Origin of the sequence: Formosimonas limnophila (assembly GCF_014652675.1) — a bacterium.
GTDB lineage: Bacteria > Pseudomonadota > Gammaproteobacteria > Burkholderiales > Burkholderiaceae > Hydromonas > Hydromonas limnophila.
On sequence record NZ_BMZG01000009.1, the window covers coordinates 32,524 to 54,745 of the forward strand.

At 47.6% G+C, this 22,222-nt stretch carries 33 protein-coding genes; 31 read left to right on the plus strand and 2 right to left on the minus strand.

Annotated elements, in window-relative coordinates; genetic code table 11:
• The first annotated feature begins 331 nt into the window (after window positions 1–331).
• The 29 genes from rplC to dsbD all read left to right on the plus strand — a co-directional run bounded on the left by rplC (window position 332) and on the right by dsbD (window position 16,720).
• Window positions 332–997, plus strand: coding sequence for a 50S ribosomal protein L3 (rplC, locus tag IE082_RS08850; RefSeq protein WP_189493565.1), 666 nt, complete (start codon window positions 332–334; stop codon window positions 995–997).
• On the plus strand, window positions 997–1,602 hold the full coding sequence (rplD, locus tag IE082_RS08855; RefSeq protein ID WP_189493566.1) for a 50S ribosomal protein L4: 606 nt from the start codon (window positions 997–999) through the stop codon (window positions 1,600–1,602). The genes rplC and rplD overlap by 1 nt, the downstream gene beginning before the upstream one ends.
• Window positions 1,599–1,898, plus strand: a complete 300-nt coding sequence (gene rplW, locus IE082_RS08860) for a 50S ribosomal protein L23 (RefSeq protein WP_189493567.1) — start codon at window positions 1,599–1,601, stop codon at window positions 1,896–1,898. Before rplD ends, rplW begins: the two co-directional genes overlap by 4 nt.
• On the plus strand, window positions 1,898–2,725 hold the full coding sequence (rplB, locus tag IE082_RS08865) for a 50S ribosomal protein L2 (protein WP_189493568.1): 828 nt from the start codon (window positions 1,898–1,900) through the stop codon (window positions 2,723–2,725). The genes rplW and rplB overlap by 1 nt, the downstream gene beginning before the upstream one ends.
• Window positions 2,726–2,735: 10 nt before the next feature.
• Window positions 2,736–3,011 (plus strand): 30S ribosomal protein S19, encoded by a 276-nt coding sequence (gene rpsS / locus IE082_RS08870; protein WP_133621062.1) that lies wholly within the window; start codon window positions 2,736–2,738, stop codon window positions 3,009–3,011.
• A gap of 12 nt (window positions 3,012–3,023) precedes the next feature.
• A complete protein-coding gene (rplV, locus tag IE082_RS08875) occupies window positions 3,024–3,353 on the plus strand; it encodes a 50S ribosomal protein L22 (protein ID WP_189493569.1) in 330 nt (109 codons plus the stop codon).
• Window positions 3,354–3,362: 9 nt separating this feature from the next.
• Window positions 3,363–4,154, plus strand: coding sequence for a 30S ribosomal protein S3 (rpsC, locus tag IE082_RS08880; RefSeq protein ID WP_189493570.1), 792 nt, complete (start codon window positions 3,363–3,365; stop codon window positions 4,152–4,154).
• Between the two features lie 2 nt (window positions 4,155–4,156).
• Complete coding sequence (gene rplP, locus IE082_RS08885) at window positions 4,157–4,573, plus strand: 50S ribosomal protein L16 (protein WP_189493571.1); 417 nt, start codon at window positions 4,157–4,159, stop codon at window positions 4,571–4,573.
• Window positions 4,574–4,582: 9 nt separating this feature from the next.
• Complete coding sequence (rpmC, locus tag IE082_RS08890; protein ID WP_189493572.1) at window positions 4,583–4,786, plus strand: 50S ribosomal protein L29; 204 nt, start codon at window positions 4,583–4,585, stop codon at window positions 4,784–4,786.
• Window positions 4,786–5,052, plus strand: coding sequence for a 30S ribosomal protein S17 (rpsQ, locus tag IE082_RS08895; RefSeq protein ID WP_189493573.1), 267 nt, complete (start codon window positions 4,786–4,788; stop codon window positions 5,050–5,052). The genes rpmC and rpsQ overlap by 1 nt, the downstream gene beginning before the upstream one ends.
• 354 nt (window positions 5,053–5,406) lie before the next feature.
• Complete coding sequence (gene rplN / locus IE082_RS08900) at window positions 5,407–5,775, plus strand: 50S ribosomal protein L14 (protein WP_189493574.1); 369 nt, start codon at window positions 5,407–5,409, stop codon at window positions 5,773–5,775.
• Between the two features lie 11 nt (window positions 5,776–5,786).
• Window positions 5,787–6,098 carry a 50S ribosomal protein L24 gene (gene rplX / locus IE082_RS08905; RefSeq protein WP_189493575.1) on the plus strand — a complete coding sequence of 104 codons (312 nt, stop codon included), beginning with the start codon at window positions 5,787–5,789 and terminating at the stop codon, window positions 6,096–6,098.
• Window positions 6,099–6,110: 12 nt separating this feature from the next.
• Window positions 6,111–6,650, plus strand: a complete 540-nt coding sequence (rplE, locus tag IE082_RS08910) for a 50S ribosomal protein L5 (RefSeq protein ID WP_189493576.1) — start codon at window positions 6,111–6,113, stop codon at window positions 6,648–6,650.
• Window positions 6,651–6,660: 10 nt separating this feature from the next.
• Window positions 6,661–6,966 carry a 30S ribosomal protein S14 gene (gene rpsN, locus IE082_RS08915; protein ID WP_189493577.1) on the plus strand — a complete coding sequence of 102 codons (306 nt, stop codon included), beginning with the start codon at window positions 6,661–6,663 and terminating at the stop codon, window positions 6,964–6,966.
• Window positions 6,967–6,980: 14 nt separating this feature from the next.
• Window positions 6,981–7,376 (plus strand): 30S ribosomal protein S8, encoded by a 396-nt coding sequence (gene rpsH / locus IE082_RS08920; RefSeq protein ID WP_189493578.1) that lies wholly within the window; start codon window positions 6,981–6,983, stop codon window positions 7,374–7,376.
• An 18-nt stretch (window positions 7,377–7,394) separates the two neighbouring features.
• Entirely contained in the window at window positions 7,395–7,925 is a 531-nt protein-coding gene (gene rplF, locus IE082_RS08925) for a 50S ribosomal protein L6 (protein WP_189493579.1), read from the plus strand.
• 65 nt (window positions 7,926–7,990) lie between these two features.
• A complete protein-coding gene (rplR, locus tag IE082_RS08930) occupies window positions 7,991–8,350 on the plus strand; it encodes a 50S ribosomal protein L18 (protein ID WP_229809801.1) in 360 nt (119 codons plus the stop codon).
• Window positions 8,351–8,370: 20 nt separating this feature from the next.
• Window positions 8,371–8,886: a 30S ribosomal protein S5 gene (rpsE, locus tag IE082_RS08935; RefSeq protein ID WP_189493581.1), complete on the plus strand. Its 516-nt coding sequence runs from the start codon at window positions 8,371–8,373 to the stop codon at window positions 8,884–8,886.
• Between the two features lie 9 nt (window positions 8,887–8,895).
• Complete coding sequence (gene rpmD, locus IE082_RS08940) at window positions 8,896–9,075, plus strand: 50S ribosomal protein L30 (RefSeq protein ID WP_189493582.1); 180 nt, start codon at window positions 8,896–8,898, stop codon at window positions 9,073–9,075.
• A gap of 12 nt (window positions 9,076–9,087) precedes the next feature.
• Window positions 9,088–9,522 (plus strand): 50S ribosomal protein L15, encoded by a 435-nt coding sequence (rplO, locus tag IE082_RS08945; protein WP_189493583.1) that lies wholly within the window; start codon window positions 9,088–9,090, stop codon window positions 9,520–9,522.
• Window positions 9,523–9,537: 15 nt separating this feature from the next.
• Entirely contained in the window at window positions 9,538–10,863 is a 1,326-nt protein-coding gene (gene secY / locus IE082_RS08950) for a preprotein translocase subunit SecY (protein ID WP_189493584.1), read from the plus strand.
• A gap of 1 nt (window position 10,864) precedes the next feature.
• On the plus strand, window positions 10,865–11,083 hold the full coding sequence (infA, locus tag IE082_RS08955; RefSeq protein ID WP_189493585.1) for a translation initiation factor IF-1: 219 nt from the start codon (window positions 10,865–10,867) through the stop codon (window positions 11,081–11,083).
• A 35-nt stretch (window positions 11,084–11,118) separates the two neighbouring features.
• Window positions 11,119–11,235 carry a 50S ribosomal protein L36 gene (gene rpmJ, locus IE082_RS08960; protein WP_114561834.1) on the plus strand — a complete coding sequence of 39 codons (117 nt, stop codon included), beginning with the start codon at window positions 11,119–11,121 and terminating at the stop codon, window positions 11,233–11,235.
• Between the two features lie 20 nt (window positions 11,236–11,255).
• Window positions 11,256–11,621, plus strand: a complete 366-nt coding sequence (rpsM, locus tag IE082_RS08965) for a 30S ribosomal protein S13 (RefSeq protein ID WP_189493586.1) — start codon at window positions 11,256–11,258, stop codon at window positions 11,619–11,621.
• A 24-nt stretch (window positions 11,622–11,645) separates the two neighbouring features.
• The gene (gene rpsK / locus IE082_RS08970) at window positions 11,646–12,047 is read left to right on the plus strand and encodes a 30S ribosomal protein S11 (protein WP_189493587.1); all 402 of its coding nucleotides are present in this window, start codon (window positions 11,646–11,648) and stop codon (window positions 12,045–12,047) included.
• 403 nt (window positions 12,048–12,450) lie between these two features.
• Window positions 12,451–13,074, plus strand: a complete 624-nt coding sequence (gene rpsD / locus IE082_RS08975) for a 30S ribosomal protein S4 (RefSeq protein WP_189493588.1) — start codon at window positions 12,451–12,453, stop codon at window positions 13,072–13,074.
• 210 nt (window positions 13,075–13,284) lie between these two features.
• Window positions 13,285–14,271 carry a DNA-directed RNA polymerase subunit alpha gene (locus IE082_RS08980; RefSeq protein ID WP_189493589.1) on the plus strand — a complete coding sequence of 329 codons (987 nt, stop codon included), beginning with the start codon at window positions 13,285–13,287 and terminating at the stop codon, window positions 14,269–14,271.
• Between the two features lie 154 nt (window positions 14,272–14,425).
• Complete coding sequence (gene rplQ / locus IE082_RS08985; RefSeq protein WP_189493590.1) at window positions 14,426–14,797, plus strand: 50S ribosomal protein L17; 372 nt, start codon at window positions 14,426–14,428, stop codon at window positions 14,795–14,797.
• Between the two features lie 162 nt (window positions 14,798–14,959).
• Window positions 14,960–16,720 carry a protein-disulfide reductase DsbD gene (dsbD, locus tag IE082_RS08990; RefSeq protein WP_229809802.1) on the plus strand — a complete coding sequence of 587 codons (1,761 nt, stop codon included), beginning with the start codon at window positions 14,960–14,962 and terminating at the stop codon, window positions 16,718–16,720.
• Between the two features lie 68 nt (window positions 16,721–16,788).
• Here dsbD and IE082_RS08995 read toward each other — a convergent pair whose 3' ends face one another.
• On the minus strand, window positions 16,789–17,253 hold the full coding sequence (locus tag IE082_RS08995) for a methylglyoxal synthase (RefSeq protein ID WP_189493592.1): 465 nt from the start codon (window positions 17,251–17,253) through the stop codon (window positions 16,789–16,791).
• A gap of 140 nt (window positions 17,254–17,393) precedes the next feature.
• Here IE082_RS08995 and IE082_RS09000 point away from each other — a divergent pair, with 140 nt between their 5' ends.
• Window positions 17,394–19,598 carry a PhoX family protein gene (locus tag IE082_RS09000; RefSeq protein WP_189493593.1) on the plus strand — a complete coding sequence of 735 codons (2,205 nt, stop codon included), beginning with the start codon at window positions 17,394–17,396 and terminating at the stop codon, window positions 19,596–19,598.
• A 105-nt stretch (window positions 19,599–19,703) separates the two neighbouring features.
• Here the strand turns inward: IE082_RS09000 and IE082_RS09005 are convergent, their stop codons facing one another.
• A complete protein-coding gene (locus tag IE082_RS09005) occupies window positions 19,704–20,504 on the minus strand; it encodes a sulfite exporter TauE/SafE family protein (protein ID WP_189493594.1) in 801 nt (266 codons plus the stop codon).
• 604 nt (window positions 20,505–21,108) lie between these two features.
• Between IE082_RS09005 and IE082_RS09010 the strand changes: the two genes are divergently transcribed.
• Window positions 21,109–22,149 carry a rod shape-determining protein gene (locus IE082_RS09010; RefSeq protein WP_189493595.1) on the plus strand — a complete coding sequence of 347 codons (1,041 nt, stop codon included), beginning with the start codon at window positions 21,109–21,111 and terminating at the stop codon, window positions 22,147–22,149.
• Window positions 22,150–22,222: the final 73 nt, after the last annotated feature.

Genomic DNA, 22,222 nt, shown 5'->3' on the forward strand with positions numbered 1-22,222 from the left:
GTAAAAGAACAAAAATACATAAATTGCCCATGATTTTGGTTGGCTGTGACGAGCCAAAATCATCTCAAACGCATAAATGGGCGGAACGAACATTCCGCACTATTGAAACAAGCGGGTGGCAAAAGTAAACAGAGTGTCTGCTTGTTGTTGCTTTTTGCCATAAATCTTTAAAAAACAACGACTTTTACAAGGTTTTACCGTCAAGAAGGCTTGCCAATGGACAAGAATTGTAATATCATACAAAGCTAACCTTTTTTGTTTATGGGTTGTCAGTGGTGTTTTTAATCAAAAAACACTAAATATCATCTACCCTGACCAATCGTAGTCGGGAATGGAGTTAATAATGAGTCACAATGGACTGGGTCTGTTGGGTCGCAAAGTGGGCATGACCCGCATTTTTACTGAGGATGGCGAGTCTATTCCAGTAACAGTGTTGGATGTGTCAAACAACCGCGTTACCCAAGTCAAGACACAAGAGACTGACGGCTACACAGCTGTTCAAGTCACTTACGGTACTCGTCGTGCATCACGCGTTGCTAAAGCCCAAGCGGGTCACTTAGCAAAAGCAGGTGTGGAAGCGGGTTCGTTCACTAAAGAGTTTCGTTTGTCTGCTGATGCTGCATCTGAATTAGCGGCTGGCGCAAACGTTTCTGTCGAAATTTTCCAAGTTGGTCAAAAAGTTGATGTATCTGGCGTTACCATCGGTAAAGGCTATGCAGGTACGATTAAACGTTACAACTTCGGTTCTGGCCGTGCCACACACGGTAACTCACGCTCACACAATGTACCTGGCTCTATCGGTATGGCGCAAGATCCAGGTCGTGTATTTCCTGGTAAGCGTATGACGGGTCACATGGGTGATGTAAATCGCACGGTGCAAAATTTAGAAATCGCACGTGTTGACGTAGAACGTGGCTTGTTGCTTGTTAAGGGCGCGGTTCCAGGTTCTAAAAACGGTGAAGTCATCGTGAAAAGCGCAGTGAAAGGAGCGAAATAATGGATATTAAGCTCTTGGAAGGTGGTTCGGTCGCAGCATCTGACGCGGTATTTGGTCGTGATTACAACGAAGCTTTGATTCATCAAGTTGTTGTTGCCTACCAAGCCAATGCTCGTTCAGGCAATCGTGCGCAAAAAAGTCGTGAAACGGTTAAGCACAGTACCAAAAAACCTTGGCGTCAAAAGGGTACGGGTCGTGCGCGTTCAGGTATGACTTCGTCGCCGATTTGGCGCGGAGGTGGACGTGCGTTCCCGAATTCCCCTGATGAAAACTTCACGCAAAAAGTTAACCGTAAAATGCACCGCGCAGCTTTGTGCAGTATTTTCTCCCAACTCGTTCGTGACGATCGCTTGGTTGTGGTGGAAAACTTCGTTGTTGAAGCACCAAAAACCAAATTGGTTTCTGATAAATTAAAAAGCATGGGTTTGACGTCTACGCTCATCATCACTGATGACTTTTCTGATAACTTGTTCTTGGCAACACGCAACTTGGTTAATGTGATGGTTTTAGAACCAAAGCACGTTGATCCATTGTCTTTGTTGTACTTCGGTAAAGTTGTGGTCACCAAAGGTGCGGTCGCGCAAATCGAGGAGATCTTGTCATGAATCAAGAACGTTTAATGCAAGTTTTACTCGCGCCAATCGTTTCAGAAAAAAGCACGTTTATCGCAGAAAAGCATGAGCAAGTGGCTTTCCGCGTGATGCCATGTGCCACAAAGCCTGAAATCAAAGCGGCTGTTGAATTGTTGTTTAAAGTGGAAGTTGAAGGCGTTCGTGTCATCAACCGTAAGGGCAAAACCAAGCGCACAGGTCGTGGCTTAGGTCGTCGCTCTAATGCGCGCTTGGCATACGTGGCCTTGAAAAAAGGTCAAGAAATCCACTTTGACGAGGAGGTTAAATAATGGCACTCGTAAAAGTCAAACCAACCTCGCCTGGCCGTCGTGGCCTAGTTAAGGTTGTTAATAAAGAGTTGCACAAAGGCGCGCCTCACGCTCCTTTGCTTGAACCACAAAAGCAAAATGCTGGTCGTAACCACCGTGGTGTCATCACCACTCGCCATAAAGGCGGCGGTCACAAGCACCACTATCGCGTCATCGACTTCAAGCGCAATGACAAAGATGGTATTCCAGCAAAAGTAGAGCGTTTGGAGTATGATCCAAACCGTTCGGCGAACATTGCTTTGTTGTTGTACGCAGACGGCGAACGCCGCTACATCATCGCTCCACGTGGTGTATCAGCTGGTCAGGAACTCATCAGCGGTTCAGAAGCGCCAATCAAAACAGGTAATACATTGCCAATTCGCAATATTCCTGTCGGCTCAACCATTCACTGTATCGAAATGAAGCCGGGCAAAGGCGCGCAAATCGCTCGTTCAGCTGGTACTTCAGTTCAATTAATGGCTCGTGAAGGCATCTACGCTCAATTGCGTTTGCGCTCAGGTGAAGTTCGCCGCGTACACGTTGATTGCCGCGCCACCATTGGTGAGGTCGGTAACGAAGAGCATGGTTTGCGTCAAATCGGTAAAGCAGGTGCAACGCGCTGGCGTGGTATCCGCCCAACGGTGCGTGGTGTTGTGATGAATCCGGTTGATCACCCGCACGGTGGTGGTGAAGGTCGTACTTCAGCTGGTATGCATCCTGTGTCACCATGGGGTCAGAAGACCAAGGGTTATCGTACTCGCCGTAACAAGCGTACCGATAGCATGATTGTTAAACGTCGCTACAAATAAGGAGTGAATAATGGCTCGTTCAGTTAAAAAAGGTCCATTTTGTGACGCTCACTTATTGAAAAAAGTAGAAGCGGCAGTTGCAAATCGTGACAAAAAGCCTATCAAAACGTGGTCACGTCGCTCAACGGTTTTGCCTGATTTTATCGGCTTAACCATTGCAGTGCACAACGGCCGTCAACACGTGCCTGTCTATGTTTCTGAAAACATGGTCGGTCATAAACTCGGCGAATTTGCCTTGACGCGTACTTTTAAAGGTCACGCGGCAGACAAAAAAGCGAAGAAATAAGGGTAAGCGAACATGGAAACTACTGCTATTTTGCGCGGCGTTCGCTTGTCGGCTCAAAAAGGTCGCCTTGTGGCCGATTTGATTCGCGGCAAAAACGTCGAGCAAGCATTGAACACGTTGACTTTTACACGTAAAAAAGCGGCTGTGATTGTGAAAAAGGTATTGGAATCAGCAATTGCCAATGCCGAACACAATGACGGTGCTGATATTGACGAATTACGCGTCACTAAAATTTACGTTGACAAAGGTGCATCGTTAAAGCGTATGTCACCACGCGCCAAAGGTCGTGGTAACAGCATCGAAAAACAAACTTGTCACATCACTGTGACTGTCGGTCAATAAGGAGTCAAGATGGGACAAAAGATTAACCCAACTGGCTTTCGTTTGCCAGTAACTCGTGACTGGGATTCTCGCTGGTACGCTGCTAATAAAGACTTCGCAACCACGTTGAACGAAGACTTGAAAGTGCGTGAATACCTCAAGAAAAAATTGAAAAACGCTTCTGTAGCGCGTATTTTGATTGAGCGTCCTGCGAAAACAGCACGCATCACCATCTTCTCATCGCGCCCAGGCGTTGTGATTGGCAAAAAAGGCGAAGACATTGAAGTTTTGCGCACTGAACTGCAAAAGATGATGAAAGTGCCTGTGCACGTTAATATCGAAGAAGTGCGCAAGCCAGAAATCGACGCGCAACTCATCGGTGACGGCATTGCACAGCAGCTCGAAAAACGTGTCATGTTCCGCCGTGCCATGCGTCGTGCGATGCAGGGCGCGACTCGTTTGGGTGCGCAAGGCATCAAAATCATGAGCTCAGGCCGTTTGAATGGTATTGAGATTGCTCGTTCTGAGTGGTATCGTGAAGGTCGAGTGCCTTTGCATACTTTGCGAGCAAACATCGACTATGCAACCAGCACAGCGTTGACCGCTTATGGCATCATCGGCATCAAAGTTTGGGTCTACAAGGGTGACACATTGTCACGTAAAAACTTGCCAGGCACAGGCTACGAGCACGATGGTAAAGATGACAAACAACCACGTCGTGAAGGCCGCCCATCAGGCGACCGCAAACGCCGTGACGGTGATGCACCAGCGCGACGCATTCGCAAGCCTGCTGATGCTAAACCAGCTGCTGCAGGAGAATAAGTATGTTACAACCCGCACGTAGAAAATACCGTAAAGAGCAGAAAGGCCGTAACACTGGCGTGGCAACACGCGGTGCTGATGTGTCTTTCGGCGACTTCGGCCTCAAATGCGTAGAACGTGGCCGTATCACTGCCCGTCAAATCGAATCAGCGCGTCGTGCTATGACTCGTCACATCAAACGTGGTGGTCGTATCTGGATCCGTATTTACCCAGACAAGCCAATCTCTAACAAACCTGCAGAGGTTCGTATGGGTAATGGTAAAGGTAATCCAGAGTACTACGTTGCCGAGATTCAACCTGGTAAAATGTTGTACGAAATGGATGGTGTTCCTGAGCAGCTCGCGCGTGAAGCCTTCCGTTTGGCGGAAGCCAAATTGCCATTGAAATGCGTGTTTGTAACGCGCAATATTGGTGGTTAAGGAGAAATCATGAAAACTAGCGAATTTTTAAAAGAGCTGTCGGCCAAAGACACTGCTGCATTGCAAACCGAATTGAATGCGCTCCTCAAAGAGCAGTTCAATTTGCGTATGCAGCGCGCGATGCAACAATTGACCGATGTTAATAAACTCAAAACGGTTCGTCGCAACATTGCTCGCGTTCGTACTGTGATGCAACAAAAGGCAGGTGCATAATGAGTGAAACCAAATCTTTACGTCGTCTGTTGGTTGGCCGCGTGACGTCTAATAAAATGGACAAAACGGTCACTGTACTCGTCGAGCGTCGTGTCACTCATCCTTTGTACGGTAAAATTATCGTTCAATCGAAAAAGTACCACGCGCATGATGATGCGAACCAATACAACGAAGGCGATCTCGTTGAAATCGAAGAAACGCGTCCAGTCTCTAAGACCAAGTCTTGGGCTGTCACTCGCCTCATCGAAGCGGCTCGCGTGATTTAATATCACACTTTGACAAAACCCCACGCTTACAAAGTGTGGGGTTATTTTTGTGCTTTTCGCGGTGTGAATTAATGGGTTAAATATGCAACAGACACTCAAAAAAATGATTTTGTTGTTGTTTTGCTTGAATAAAACCTTGCAATACAGATTAAAAGTCCGTTAGAATAGCGGTTCTTTGTCAAAAGCAATTTTTAGCTTTTGGCAATTCAAAGAATGTCTGCTTCCCAAAGTAACGGGAATCTTACTCAAGTGCTACCTCTGTTTGGCCGCAGTTAGGCAGGGTGTAGTGAGACCAAAACTGACCGCTTGTCTTGTTGTGATGCAAGATGAGAGCGATTAAGTTGGGAATATATCATGATTCAGATGCAAAGTAAGCTGGATGTCGCCGACAACACTGGCGCTCGTTCGGTAATGTGTATCAAAGTGTTGGGCGGTTCTAAACGCCGCTATGCTAGCGTTGGTGATGTCATCAAGGTCAGTATTAAAGACGCAGCCCCACGTGGTCGCGTCAAAAAAGGTGAGGTTTATAACGCCGTGGTGGTTCGCACTGCTGCTGGCGTTCGCCGCGCTGATGGCTCGAAAGTCAAATTTGACGACAACGCGGCCGTATTGTTGAATGCTAAATTGGAGCCAATCGGCACTCGTATTTTCGGGCCTGTCACTCGCGAATTGCGTGGTGAGAAGTTCATGAAAATCGTGTCTTTGGCGCCAGAAGTGCTGTAAGGAGAACTGACATGGAAAAAATTCGCAAAGGCGATAATGTCGTTGTCTTAACTGGCAAAGATAAAGGTAAGCGCGGTGTGGTTTCTCAGCGCGTTGACGCGGACTACGTTAAAGTTGAAGGCATTAATGTTGTGAAAAAGCATCAACGCCCGAACCCAATGTTGCAACGTGAAGGTGGTATTGTTAGCAAAGAAATGCCGATTCATATTTCTAACGTGGCGTTGTTCAATACAAAAACCCAAAAAGCGGATCGCGTTGCGATTAAAGAAGTGGACGGTAAAAAAGTTCGCGTCTTTAAATCAAACGGCGAAGTCGTGGCGTAAGGGGAATAAAAAATGTCTCGTTTACAAGCAATCTATAAAGAAAAAATCGTTCCTGAGTTGATGGAAAGGTTTGGTTACAAATCAACCATGGAAGTTCCACGCATCACCAAAATCACCTTGAACATGGGTGTGGGTGAGGCGGTTGCCGACAAAAAAGTCATTGACTTTGCTGTTGGCGATATGACCAAAATCGCTGGTCAAAAGCCTGTGGTCACCAAAGCGCGTAAAGCGATTGCGGGCTTCAAGATTCGTGAAGACTACCCAATCGGCTGTATGGTGACTTTGCGTGGCGTGACCATGTACGAGTTTTTGGATCGATTGGTCACTGTTGCGTTCCCGCGTGTTCGTGACTTCCGTGGTGTGAATGGTAAATCATTCGACGGCCGTGGTAACTACAACATCGGTGTGAAAGAACAAATCATTTTCCCTGAAATCGAATACGAGAAAATCGACGCATTGCGCGGTTTGAATATCTCTGTGACGACCACGGCGAAAACTGACGCAGAAGCAAAAGCTTTGCTCGCGGCGTTCAAATTCCCGTTCAGAAACTAAGGGTGAAATAATGGCTAAATTATCTCTGATCAATCGTGAGAAAAAGCGTGAAACATTGGTGGCGAAATTTGCTGCCAAACGCGCTGCCTTGGTTGCCGTCATTAATGACCAATCAAAGTCTGAAGAAGAGCGTTACGAAGCGCGTTTGAAATTGCAGGCATTACCACGCAATGCAAACCCAACTCGTCTGCGCAATCGTTGCCAATTGACTGGCCGCCCACGTGGTACGTTCCGTCAATTTGGTTTGGGTCGCAGCAAACTGCGTGATGCTGCCATGAACGGTGAAATTCCGGGCTTGGTTAAAGCCAGCTGGTAATAGGAGAATACAAGATGAGTATGAGTGATCCAATTGCCGATATGTTGACACGCATCCGCAATGCACAGATGGTTGAGAAAGCAGCGGTATCTATGCCTTCTTCTAAACTGAAAGTGGCCATTGCGCAAGTGTTGAAAGACGAAGGCTATATTGAAGAATTTAAAATTGGTGGCGAAACAGCCAAGCCGGTTTTAGATATTGCGCTGAAATACCATGCGGGTCGTCCTGTGATTGAGCGTATTGAGCGTGTGTCTAAACCAGGTTTGCGTATTTATCGTCAATCTGATGCAATTCCTCGTGTAATGGACGGTTTGGGTGTGGCAATTTTGTCAACATCTAAAGGCGTTATTACCGATCGCAAAGCGCGTGCGCTTGGCGTGGGTGGCGAAGTTTTGTGCGTCGTTGCGTAATCGGAAAAGGAGAAAAACATGTCTCGAGTAGGTAAAAATCCGGTTGCGATCAATGGTGCTGACATCGCGATTGCAGGTAACAAAGTTACTGTTAAAGGTAAATTAGGTACTTTGGAATCGGTGTTCAGCGACAAGCTCGCTATCGAAAACAAAGATGGTCAATTGACCATCACACGCAAAGATGAATCACGTGAAGCCAACGCTCTGTCGGGTACTACCCGTGCTTTGTTGGCCAACATGGTTAAAGGCGTGACAGAAGGTTTTCAAAAGAAACTGACTTTGGTCGGCGTCGGTTACCGCGCCAAAGCCGAAGGCACTGGTTTGAAGTTGGAGCTGGGCTTTTCTCACGACGTCGTGCATCAAATGCCCGAAGGCGTGACTGCTGAAACCCCATCTCAAACTGAGATCATTATCAAAGGCGTGGACAAACAACAGGTTGGCCAAGTGGCCGCTGAGGTTCGTGCATACCGTCCACCAGAGCCTTACAAAGGCAAGGGTGTGCGTTACGCTGATGAAGTGGTGATTATCAAAGAAACCAAGAAAAAATAATCGTTAAGTTGATACGCTGGCTCGTTTGTCCAGCGTACGGCTAACGAAAATTTAAAGGAATTATGATGCAAGACAAAAAGCAAGCGCGTTTGCGCCGAGCACGCAAAACCCGTGCCAAAATTGCTGAGTTGAAAGTCACTCGTTTGGCGGTTCATCGCACCAATTCACACATTTATGCCAACTTGATTTCTGCTGATGGCTCTAAAGTGCTGGCCACTGCCTCTTCGCAAGAAGCTACTTTGCGCACAGAGCTCAAAGGCAATGGCGGTAACGTCGCGGCAGCTGCTGCGGTGGGTAAGGCCATTGCTGAAAAGGCCAAAGTAGCTGGCGTGACTCAAGTCGCGTTCGATCGCTCAGGTTTTCAATTCCATGGTCGCATTAAGGCCTTGGCTGAAGCAGCTCGCGAAGCTGGCTTACAGTTCTAAGCCGAAATTAAGGAATTCTTATGTCTAAAGTTCAAGCAAAAGATCAAACACAGGCGGATGACGGCTTGCGTGAGAAAATGATTGCCGTCAACCGCGTTACCAAAGTGGTTAAGGGTGGTCGTATTATGGGTTTCGCGGCCTTGACCGTGGTTGGTGATGGCGATGGCCGCATCGGCATGGGTAAAGGTAAAGCACGTGAGGTACCTGTGGCCGTTCAAAAAGCCATGGATCAAGCTCGCCGCTCTATGGTTCGTATCCCAATCAAAGATGGCACATTGCAACACTCTGTGACCGGTAAACATGGCGCGGCTTCTGTGTTGATGTCTCCAGCCAAAGACGGTACTGGTGTGATTGCAGGTGGTCCAATGCGTGCCGTATTTGACGTGATGGGCATTCACAATGTGGTGGCTAAATCATTGGGCTCATCGAATCCTTACAACTTGGTTCGCGCAACCCTCGACGGTTTGCGTAAACAATCAACACCTTCTGACATCGCTGCTAAGCGTGGTAAGAGTGTTGAAGATATCACAAGCTAAGGAGTCAATATGACAGCTACAGTAAAAGTCACACTGGTGAAAAGTGTTATTGGCACCAAACAATCTCATCGCGACACGGTTTTGGGTCTCGGCCTGAAAAAAATCGGTCAAGTTCGCGAGTTAGAAGACACACCCGCAGTGCGCGGCATGATCAACAAAGTCGCCTATTTAGTGCGCGTTGTTGCTTAATTGGGGAATGATATGTATTTGAATACGATTGCACCAGCTGAAGGCGCAACCAAAGCGCGTCGTCGCGTTGGTCGTGGTATCGGCTCTGGCCTGGGTAAAACCGCAGGCCGTGGTCACAAAGGTCAAAAATCACGTGCAGGCGGCTTCCATAAGGTCGGTTTTGAAGGCGGTCAAATGCCTATGTACCGTCGTTTGCCAAAACGTGGCTTCACGTCATTGACGCGTCGCTTTGTTGGTGAAGTCACTTTGTCTGATTTGAACAAATTGCCAGTTGATACGGTTGATTTGTTGGCGTTGAAACAAGCTGGCTTGTTGGGCGAGTTGATTACCAGTGCTAAAGTTGTTGCGACTGGCGAGATCAGCCGTAAAGTCACTTTGTCTGGCATCATGGCTTCTGCTGGCGCTCGCGCCGCAATCGAAGCTGCTGGTGGCTCAGTCGCTGAGTAAAAGAGAGATTAATTAATGGCTACAGCCAAATTAGCTTCTAATTCGCAGCTCGGCGGTGCCTCAAAAGGCAATGCTGAGCTCAAACAACGCTTGATTTTTTTGGTGTTGGCATTGATTGTGTACCGTATCTTGGCTCATATCCCTGTACCTGGTGTGGATCCTGATAGCTTAAAGACTTTGTTTAGTGAAAATCAAAACGGTTTACTAGGTTTGATGAATCTATTCTCTGGTGGTGCTGTATCACGTTTTTCTGTGGTGGCGATTGGGATTACCCCATACATCACCGCATCGATTGTGATGCAGCTTGCAGCGATTGTCGTGCCTTCTTTGGAAGCATTGAAAAAAGAAGGTCAAGCAGGGCAGCGCAAAATCACGCAGTACACCCGTTATGGCACTTTGGGTCTGGCTCTGATTCAGTCATTTTTTGTTGTGACGAATCTTCAGGGTTCAGAGGCTCCTGTGATTCAACCGGGTGTAGCAGCTTTGGCTATTGCGGTCGTCACTCTTGTCACTGGTACTATGTTTTTGATGTGGTTAGGTGAGCAGATTACTGAGCGTGGTTTGGGCAACGGTATTTCTTTGATTATTTTCACGGGAATTGTGTCATCTCTGCCTGTTGGGATTTCATCATTCTTTGAAAAAGTGGGTAATGGCTCAATCGGTTACTTCACAGCCTTGCTGATCATTGTTTTAGCAGTTGCGTTAATTGCGTTCATTGTGTTCGTTGAACGTGCACAGCGTAAACTGCCAATCAACTATGCAAAACGCCAAGTCGGTAATAAAGTTTATGGTGGCCAGAGTTCTATCTTACCATTGAAGTTAAACATGGCTAGTGTGATTCCAGCGATTTTTGCTTCGTCAATTTTGCTGTTTCCTGCGACGATTGTGAATATTTTCTCTGACTCGCAAACCATTTGGTTGCGTGATTTGGCGGCTGAGTTGTCGCCAGGGAAGCCTCTCTATATCACGCTTTATGTTGCGGCGATTGTTTTCTTTAGTTTCTTTTACACCGCCTTGGTTTTCAACAGCCGTGACGTGTCAGACAATCTGAAGAAAAGTGGCGCAGTGATTCCAGGTATCCGTCCTGGTGAGCAAACCACTCGCTACTTGGACAGAATCATTACTCGCTTGACGTTGGTCGGTGCAGCGTATATGGCTTTTGTCTGCGTGGTGCCTGAATTAATGGCTGCTCAGTGGTCGAGTTCTATGGCGTTTGGTGGTACATCATTGTTGATTATTGTGGTTGTGGCTATGGACTTCATGTCCCAGGTTCAATCTTCGATGATGAGTTCTCAATACGAATCGCTGATGAAAAAAGCCAACTTTAAAGGTAGCAAGTAAGATGGCAAAAGATGATGCAATTCAAATGCAAGGCGAGGTGTTGGAGGCATTACCCAACGCCACCTTCAAAGTCAAGTTGGAAAACGGACACGTGGTACTGGGTCATATTTCTGGCAAAATGCGTAAAAACTACATTCGCATTCTCGCTGGAGATAAGGTCACGGTTGAATTGACCCCTTATGATTTGTCTAAAGCACGAATCGTATTCCGCTCTAAGTAATTTAGAGTCTCAAAAGTTTGTAGAGGAGTTTTAAAATGAAAGTACTCGCATCGGTAAAACGCATTTGCCGCAATTGCAAAATTATTCGTCGCAATCGCGTCGTGCGTGTGATTTGCTCAAGTGACCCACGTCACAAGCAACGTCAAGGTTAATTAGCTCAAAGGAAATATAAATGGCACGTATTGCTGGTGTTAACATCCCGCCGCACAAACACACTTCGATTGGTTTGACTGCGATTTACGGTATTGGTCGTCCTCGCGCGCTCAAAATTTGCGAAGCAACAGGCGTTGCGGCAAATAAGAAAGTCAAAGACTTGGATGACGCGGATTTGGAAAAGTTGCGTGATGCCGTTGGCACATTCACGATTGAAGGTGACTTGCGTCGTGAAGTGACTATGTCTATCAAACGTTTGATGGATTTGGGTTGCTACCGTGGTATGCGCCATCGTAAAGGCTTGCCTGCACGTGGTCAGCGCACAAAAACCAATGCGCGTACGCGTAAAGGTCCGCGTAAAGCAAGTATTGCGAATAAAAAATAATCGGCGAATTTAAGGAAAATTTAAATGGCTAAAGCTGCAAATAACGCCGCTGCTCGCGCGCGTAAAAAAGTCAAAAAGAATGTAGCGGACGGCATCTTGCACGTTCATGCTTCTTTCAATAACACCATCATCACGATCACTGATCGCCAAGGCAATGCGTTGTCGTGGGCGACTGCAGGTGGTGCCGGTTTCAAAGGCTCACGTAAATCAACACCCTTCGCGGCGCAGGTTGCTGCTGAATCGGCTGGTAAAGTGGCTCAAGAATACGGCATCAAAAACCTCGAAGTTCGCATCAAGGGCCCAGGCCCAGGTCGCGAGTCTTCTGTGCGTGCGATGAATGCGTTGGGCATTAAAATCACATCTATTCAAGACGTGACGCCAGTGCCGCATAACGGTTGCCGCCCTCCAAAGCGCCGTCGTATCTAATGAATCACGGGAAAAGCATTTTTTGATTGCTTTCTTCCTTAGACATTGGCCATTTTGGTAAAAGTAACTGACCAAAACTATCGAGAATCAGACAATAGAGTGCGCTCATTTGTCTGTATGTGGTGATAGATGCCGCATCAAAGTTTCATCAGATTCACGAAATGCTGGACAAAAAGCGTACTCGCCGAGTATAATTGGCGATTACGCATTTTTTGCTTTGTGCATTTTATGAGTTTTTGAAAAAGCCAGCCTCGTTGTTGGCTTTACCTGTCGTGTGAACCATACTTTTGGGTGTGGTCGCATAAACTTAAGCCCACTGTTTTTACCTCTGTTTATAGTAAATAGTTGCGTAAGAACATGCTCCGTCGTTTTTGGCGGAGCATCATCAAATAAGGACACTACTGTGGCACGTTATACTGGCCCTAAGGCTAAACTCTCTCGCCGTGAAGGTACCGATTTATTCCTGAAAAGCGCGCGTCGCTCTTTGGACTCTAAGTGTAAAGCTGATGTTAAACCAGGTCAACACGGTGCCAAATCTGGCGCGCGTACCTCTGATTTTGGTAATCAATTGCGTGAAAAACAAAAATTGAAACGTATGTATGGCGTGTTAGAGCGTCAATTCCGCCGTTACTTTGCGGAAGCTGATCGTTTGCGTGGCAACACAGGTGAACACTTGGTTCGTTTGCTTGAGCAACGTCTGGATAACGTGGTTTACCGTATGGGTTTTGGTTCAACGCGTGCTGAAGCACGCCAATTGGTGAGCCATAAGTCGATTGCGTTGAACGGTCAAGTTGCTAACATTCCTTCAATTCAAGTTAAGCCAAACGATGTGATCAGCATTGTTGAAAAAAGTAAAAAACAAGTTCGTATTGCAGAATCTTTGCAATTGGCCGAACAAATCGGCATGCCATCATGGGTTGCTGTGGACGCTAAGAAAATGGAAGGCACATTCAAAGCTGCGCCTGATCGCTCTGACGTTGCGCACGATGTGAATGAAAGCTTGATTGTTGAGTTGTATTCACGATAATCAAAAAAGTAAATCTTTGCTTTTTCATGTATTTGAAAAATTTTGCGGGAATCCCGGAAAATTTTTGAAAAAAACCATGTGAAAATCTGCAATATTTATCAAAAGAATATCGAGCAGTGACCATCACTGCTACAGCTCTAAAGTTTACATCACATCACCCCGGATTCTGATGGGTTTGACACCAATCAGAATTTTGTTGAAAGGAATTTTATGTCTAAAAACACATTTTTAAAGCCTCGCAACATTTCTGTGGACGCTACGGGTGAGAACAGCGCAAAAGTGGTCTTGGAACCATTTGAGCGTGGTTATGGCCACACTTTGGGTAACGCATTGCGCCGTGTTTTGTTGTCTTCAATGACCGGCTATGCCGCGACTGAAGTGCAAATCGCGGGTGCTTTGCATGAGTACTCGACGTTGGATGGCGTGCAAGAGGATGTGGTTGACATTCTTTTGAATGTTAAAGGCATTGTCTTCAAATTGCACACGCGTGATGACATCACTTTGACTTTGAAAAAATCAGGTCAAGGCGTTGTTACCGCGGCAGACATCGAAGGTTCGCATGAAGTCGAAATCGTTAACCCTGGCCATGTGATCGCTCACTTGGCTGGTGGCGAACTCGATATGCAGATTAAGATTGAAAAAGGCCGTGGTTATGTGCCTGGTAACGTACGTGCATTTGCCGATGATCACAGTAAGAAAATTGGCCACATTTTGTTGGATGCTTCGTTTTCTCCCATCCGCAAAGTGAGTTATGCGGTTGAGTCGGCTCGTGTGGAACAGCGCACGGATTTGGACAAAGTCGTGATGCACATTGAAACCAATGGCGTCATTAGCCCAGAAGATGCGGTTCGTCAATCGGCTGGTATTTTGATTGAGCAGTTGTCAGTATTTGCTGATTTGCAAAGTACGGAAGATTCTGGTGATGCACTGACGCAACGCAGCAATGCGCCACAGTTTGACCCGATTTTACTCCGCCCTGTGGATGAACTCGAGTTGACTGTGCGTTCAGCAAATTGCTTGAAAGCGGAAGCGATTCAGTACATCGGCGACTTGGTGCGTCGTTCTGAACAAGATTTGCTCAAAACGCCAAACTTGGGTCGCAAGTCGCTATCTGAAATCAAAGAAGTGTTGGCTGCTCGCGGCTTGACACTTGGTATGAAATTAGACAACTGGCCGCCTGCTGGTTTAGAGGTTTAAGGTTGACCCAAGAAAGTCAATGATGACTTTCTTGGCTTGAGAATTGGGGGTTTTGCTTGGAATGCCCGAGCAAAAGCCTTGATAAAAACAGATACGAGCCCGCCCCTTTGGGATAGAAGAGCTGAATTTTAGATTATTTTTAAGGATTATTATCATGCGTCATCGTTCAGGTTTACGTAAACTCAATCGCACCAGCAGCCACCGTTTGGCTATGTTCCGCAACATGTCTGTGTCTTTGTTACAACACGAAGTCATCAAAACGACTTTGCCAAAAGCCAAAGACCTGCGTAAAGTGATTGAGCCATTGATTACTTTGGGTAAAACCAACAGCTTGTCTAACCAGCGTTTGGCGTTTGATCGCTTGCGTGACAAAGACATCGTCAAAAAATTATTTGATGAACTCGGCCCTCGCTACGCAAATCGTCCAGGTGGTTACATCCGTATTTTGAAATGCGGTTACCGTGTGGGTGACAATGCACCAATGGCGTTTGTTGAGTTGGTTGACCGTCCAGAAGCGGCTGAATAAGTTGTTTTGAGATTGTGAAAAACGGATTGATTTATCAATCCGTTTTTTTGCGCTCATTCAAAATGGCTCTGTTTGATTTCAAGTAGAATAGTATGAATGGGCAAATGCCTGTGATGGTTTGAGAAAGTCAATAATATGTGGATGGCGTGTTCGCGGTATGTGATGGTTTTTTGCTTGTACTTGGTGGGGATTCTTGCATCTGTGGCGAGTGCTCAGAACGCTGGTTTTTTACCGCCTGATCAGGCTTTTGGTTTTTCGGCAAAGATGCAGGGCAGCGAGTCGGTACGTGTGACTTTTACGATTGCGCCCAACTATTATATGTATCGCGATGAGTTTGCTTTTCGTGTGGTGAGTCCTGATGGTTCGGTGGTGCAAAATGGTGTGGTGAAGTTGCCCAAAGCAGAAATGAAGTTCGATGAGAACTTTAATAAAGAAATGGCGATTTATCATAATAGCGTCAGCGTGGATGTGCCTGTTCGCAAAATGAAAGACGCGGAGGGTCTGTTTAAGTTGGTGGTGATTTCGCGTGGTTGTGCTGATAAAGGTTTGTGCTATCCGCCGCGCCAAACGCAAGCGGTATTGACGGCTGTGGGTGCAGCCAAGAATAGTGTGTCCATTGAGGCTGCGGCACAAAAAACCACGAACCAATCTGAGCAACCATCTACTGATAAAGCTCAGTCGCTTAATGCTTCCTCATCCATACCTGAAGCACCATCAGCGGTAACGGAACAAAGTGCCTCGATCAGTAGTAGTGCGGCCTCCTCCGAAAGTTCTGCTGCTACACCGACATTAGAGTCTGCACGTGCAAACAGCGCACAGTGGGACAGGGCAGCTGGCGTGGACAATACCGCTTATGCGCGCACGATTTTTGAGGGGCGCAATGTGTTTTATGCGTTGGCTTTGGTGTTTGGTCTGGGTGTGTTGCTGTCGCTAACGCCTTGCATGTTGCCGATGCTGCCGATTTTATCGACGATTTTGGCTGGGCAAAAAAACGTCTCTCGGATGAGCGGTTTTTGGTTGGCGGTGGCGTATGTGACTGGTATGGCGGTGGCGTATGCGTTGGTCGGGGTTTTGGTGGCACAGACGGGGGCGACACTGCATCAGTATCTGCAAAGTCCGTGGGTGCTCTGTGGTTTCTCACTGGTACTGATTTTGCTCGCGTTGTCGATGTTTGATGTGTTTGCGCTGCAGTTGCCAGAGCGTTGGGTTGGTTGGGTGCAGCGCATGACGGGTTTTGGTCGTCAAGGTTATGTGGGCGCGGCGATATTTGGGGTGGCATCGGCCTTGATAGCCTCACCCTGTGTGACCGCGCCGTTGATTGGTTTGATGGCATTCATTGCTCAGACAGGCAATGTGTGGTTGGGTGGCGTGGCGTTGTTGGTACTGGCTTATGGTATGGGTTTGCCACTGCTGCTGTTGGGGGCTGGTTTGGGGCGTGTTTTACCGAAAAGCGGTTTGTGGATGGTGCGCGTGAAGCAGCTCATTGGTGTGCTGATGTTGATCGCTGCGTTGTGGATTGCCCAGCCACTGTGGGGGAAATATTGGGAGCGCGCGTGGGGTGAGCCTGCGGTTGAAATGGTGTTTGCGCCTGCGAGCGATGCAGCGGGTTTGCAAAAAATCATTGAAACGTCGGATAAACCCATTGTGCTTGATTTATACGCTGACTGGTGTCGTTCATGTATTGAGATGGAGCAGAAGACATTCAGCGATGCACGGGTGCGTGAGCGATTCGCCGATATGACGCTGGTGCGTGTGGATATGACGGCGTTTAATGATGAACATGCCGCCCTTTTGCAGCGCTTCGGTTTGTATGGACCGCCTGCGGTTTTGGTGCTTGAGCCTTTGACTGGGAAAGAGCGACTGCGCGTGGTGGGTTTTGAGCCACCTGATGGATTTTTAAAGCGGTTGGAAATGGTTCGGTGAAACAAAAAGGCGCAAATGATGCGCCTTTTTGTTTGAATGCTTGTCTGCTGTATCGAGACGGGCGTTTTTTACGCTTGATGGCTTGATTCTTTCAATTTCAATGCGCGTTGTCGATAAGTGGTGAAGTCTGGCTGTTGGCGTTCATAACCGCCAGTGAATAACGGACTGCTGATGAGAAAGTCAGCGGTGGCGACATTACATGCGCTGGGTATGTTCCACAGGACAGCGAGTCGCAATAAAGCCTTGATGTCTGGGTCGTGTGACATCGGCTCAAGTGGATCCCAAAAAAAGATCAACAGGTCAATTTCACCTTCAACAATCTTGGCACCGATTTGTTGGTCACCGCCGAGAGGGCCGCTTTGAAAACACGTCACAGAAAATCCCAGTCTGTCCTGTAGCAATTGACCGGTTGTGCCTGTGGCGTAGAATTGATGAGTTTGCAGGCTTTTTTGGTTGTATGCACACCAGTCGAGAAGGTCTTGTTTCTTGTTGTCGTGTGCGATGAGCGCAATTTTTTTGGCGAGCTGATTCATTATTTAAATCCTGTTATATGACAATCTGATGACGTTTGAGGTCGGTTGTGTCATGAAATGGTGATGAAGTTGTCACGGGTTTTTCATGTGGGTTTTTTATAGTCTCATTTGTTTATTACACAACTCAAAGGGGACTTGACATGAACACCACGACTGACATCATAGACTTTAATGATGAAAATTCCAATACAACATACAACAGCACGTTCGCTGAGATTTTGCATGCACGCGTTAGCCGTCGTGATGTATTGCGTACTGGTGTTGCATTGGCAGGAGCCGCGACAGTAGCTGGCTTGCCATTAGAGGCATCAGCTCAGTCGGTAAAAACCGCTCAAAAGCTATTGGGCTTTAAGGCGGTACCAAAGAGTCGTGCCGACTCGGTCTTGGTGCCAGCAGGTTATACGGCATCAGTCATTTATGCGCTGGGCGATCCTCTTAGTGCAGACATACCTGCGTACAAAAATGATGGCACGGATATGGATTTTGACAAGCGTGCGGGTGACCATCACGATGGTATGGAGTGGTTCGGCTTGGATGCCAATGGTCAACCTTCGACGAGTGCTACGACACGTGGACTGCTTGCTATGAATCATGAAGCCACCACTGATGAAAAACTCTCATCATTTTTTATTCATGCAGATGGTGGCACATCCACATTGCCTCGCCCAGCGGTTGAAGTTGACAAAGAGTTGGCCATTCATGGTCTATCCTTTGTTGAGGTTCGCTCTGAGCGCGGGCAGTGGCGTACGATCCAAAACTCACCGTTGAATCGACGTGTCACACAACTAACACCTGTTGAGATTTCAGGTCCAGCACGCGGTCATGCACTCATGGTGACCAAATACTCTCCAAATGGTACGAAAACACGTGGGACATTAAACAACTGCGGCACAGGCAGCACACCGTGGGGCACGATGCTTTCAGGCGAAGAAAACTGGTACGGTTATTTCAACCGCAGCGCGAATGATGATGCCGCTCGTGGTGATAAAAGCGTTATCGCCCTGAATCGTTATGGACGCAAACAAGGCGAAGCCTCCCGCCATGGTTGGGAAAGCGCGGGCACAGACGACAAGTACGTGCGCTGGAATAACAGCAAAATTGGCAGCAGTGTTGATGGCTCTGATGACTACCGCAACGAGATGAACACTTTTGGCTACATCGTTGAAGTGGATCCGTACAATCCGACACGGATGGTGAAAAAACGCACAGGTTTGGGTCGATTCGCTCACGAATCGGCGGCTTATAGCATTCCGAAAGCGCGTCAACCACTGCGCTTTTACATGGGTGATGATGCGCGCAACGAGTACATTTACAAATGGGTGACAAAAGAGTTGTGGAATCCCGCCGATGCGACAGCCGCAGATCGACTCGCCATCGGTGACAAATACTTGGATCATGGTACGTTGTATGTGGCGAAGTTTGATGCCTCTGGCCGTGGTGAATGGATTGAGTTGACCATGGATAACCCGACAGTTGCCAACTACAGCAAATACAAATTTGCCGATCAGGCAGACATCTGTGTCAACGCTCGCCTCGCCGCTGACGCCGTTGGCGCCACGAAAATGGATCGCCCAGAGTGGAATGGTGTGCACCCTGTCACTGGTGAAGTGTATTTCACTCTAACCAATAACAGTAACCGCACCATCAATCCAGACCCTGAGAAAAAAGCCCAGCTGATGCCCGATGCTGCGAACCCACGTGCCTATACGGACATGAAAAAGGACAAAGCGCAAACAGGCAATCCGAATGGCCACATTCTTCGCTTGCGTGAAAATGGCGGTCGCGGCAAGCCGACGTTTACATGGGATGTTTATTTGTTTGGTGCAGAGGCGATTGCTGATGCGAAAAGCATCAACCTGTCTGGTTTGACGGAGGATCAAGATTTCTCAAGTCCAGATGGCATCGCTTTCAGCCGCCGTACAGGCTTGTGCTGGATTCAAACTGATGATGGCGCATACACGGATGCTTCAAACTGCATGATGCTCGCTGCCATACCTGGCCGTGTGGGCGATGGCGAAAAAGTCACGCTTAACCACACCAAGGCAGATGGCACGGTGGTGCCTGTCACGACATTTGTGGGCAAAAAGCCGACCGACATGAGCTTAAAGCGTTTCCTTGTGGGGCCGAAAGATTGTGAAATCACAGGTTTTTGCGAAACACCTGATGGCAAAACCATTTTCGTCAATATCCAACACCCTGGCGAGGGCACCAAGCAAGCCGACATTGCAGACCCGAGCAAATACACCAGCCAATGGCCAGCCAACGCAGGTTACGGTGCAGGTAAACGGCCGCGTTCAGCCACAATCGTCATCACCAAAAATGATGGTGGGGTGATTGGTAGTTAACCAATCTTCACGTCTCCAAGTGACATTCACACGGCGCTCTATGAGCGCCGTTTTTTACCTAAACAATTGATGCGAAGATTTGCTGAAAAGTCTCAGGCAACGTCATCACATCGTCATTTTGTACAACATTTGCAACCCCAAACCAATCAACATCACTGCGAAAAGACGTTTTAGGGTGTAAATATTCCAGCGTTGCGCCATGCGTGCGCCAAGCGGGGCGACCAGAAAGCTTGTGGCCACTATACCCACGACAGCAGGCCAATAAATGTAAGCGAAAGTATGGGGAGGTAAATGAGGGACATTATGTGCTGTGATCAAATAGCTGATGACACCCCCGACAGCGATCGGGAAACCCAATGCTGCAGACGTACCCATCGCCAAACGGGCATTAATGTTGCACCAAATCATGAATGGCACAGAGATGAAGCCACCGCCTGCAGAAATTAATGTTGAAAAAATGCCGATACCATTACCAACGCCAAACATTGTGGGGGTGTTGGGGAGGGTTCTGCTGGGTTTGGGTTGTTTATTGGCCAGCATTGAATAGGCGGTATAGAATGTGAACAACACAAATACCACGCGCAAAGGTATGACAGGAAGCACATTGACCAATTGAGCACCGATGAGCGTACCGAGCAAAATGCCGGGCAAAAAGCGCTTAACCACATCCCAATGAACATTATCATGCTTTGCGTGTGAGCGCATACTCGCAAATGCGGTGAAAGATATGGCGGTTGTGGATGTGGCAAGGGCGATTTTGTGCAGGTCTGGATGATGTAATCCTTGAGCCTGGAGTAAGAGTGTGAGAATCGGTACGGTGATGAGGCCGCCGCCGACACCGAGCAATCCCGCCAAAAATCCGACCACACAGCCGAGTAGGGGGTAAGCGAGCCAGAGAATATCCATGGTTTTTCCGTTAAACGAAGCGAGCGACTCAGTGAGTCGCTCGATTTTTGTTTGGAAAAAAGCAGTATTGACTTTTTTCGTCTAATTAGTGCCCCCGTGCCATACGTTCAGCCGAACCCTTGAACCTGGCGGTTCAGGGCGCTACAAGCAATTAAACTTCGGGTTCATCTGACAGAGAGACGCTCACGCCCGTTTAATGATGTTTTGTAGCTCATAATGCATATTGGTCCAAAGAGTAATGGCTTCATCGCGTATGGCTCAGGTAGCGATGTCATTGTAGCGCAATTGTTTGGTGGGTAAGTGGTCTTTTTGTTATCTAAGGACGATTCTCTGGATCGTTCACATGAGGGAATAATGATTGAAAAGTGGATTTTAGTGATGAGAAAAACTTTGCGCCTGGTGCGCTGAAAAGCCCATCAAATATATGTGAGCGGCTAAATTTTAGGGTATCATTATGGGCTTATGCGCGCGCATTCTTGCCGCACTTATTTGAAGGCCTCAGTACATGCTGTGGTGGTGCTGTTTCTGCTTCGACTCCCCCTATTTTTGCAAAGTGATGCTGGCTGGTTGCTTTGTTGCTTGTTCATCATCAAAGGACGCTCTCATGTTTAAATTTTTACGCAAATATGTCTCTAACGATCTCGCGATTGACCTTGGCACGGCCAATACGTTGATTTATGCGCGCAACAAAGGCATTGTGCTCGATGAGCCATCGGTTGTCGCGATTCGTCATGACAACAAAACAGGCCGCTCCTCGGTTCAAGCCGTCGGTTTAGAGGCCAAACAGATGCTCGGTAAAGTACCCGGTAATATTGAAGCCATCCGTCCTTTGAAAGATGGCGTGATTGCCGATTTTTCGGTCACTGAGACCATGCTCAAGCATTTCATCCGCTCGGTTCACGAGTCCAATTTGTTCAAACCCAGCCCACGCATTGTTATCTGCGTGCCTTGTGGTTCGACTCAAGTAGAGCGTCGTGCGATTCGTGAGTCTGCTCAAAATGCGGGTGCATCCGAAGCGCATCTGATTGAAGAACCAATGGCAGCGGCACTCGGCGCTGGCTTGCCTGTGTTTGATGCACGTGGTTCGATGGTGGTGGATATTGGTGGCGGCACGACAGAGGTAGGCGTGATTTCACTCGGTGGCATGGTTTACCAAAACTCTGTGCGTATTGGTGGCGATAAGTTTGATGAAGCCATCGTCAACTACATTCGCCGCAATTACGGTATGTTGATTGGTGAGCCGACAGCTGAAGCGATTAAAAAAGAAATCGGCACCGCATTCCCTGGTGCTGATGTGCGCGAAATCGAAGTCAAAGGGCGCAATCTTGCTGAAGGCGTGCCACGCAGCTTCACTGTCAACTCTAACGAGATTCTTGAAGCCCTGTCTGAGCCGCTCAATGGTATTGTTTCAACAGTGAAAATCGCGCTCGAACAAACTCCGCCAGAGTTAAGTTCAGACATTGCTGAGATTGGGATTGTCCTGACAGGCGGTGGTGCGTTGCTCAAAGACCTTGATAGATTACTTCAAGAGGAAACAGGTTTGCCTGTTTATGTCGCTGAAAACCCACTCACCTGTGTGGTGCGTGGTTCCGGCATGGCCTTGGATCATTTGGATAAGCTGAACTCTTTGTACTCATACGAGTGATTTAGTGATTTCATTCAGCGTGATGAGTCTGTCACGATTTTTCTTTTTGGTCATTGAATGAGTTCTTTGCTTA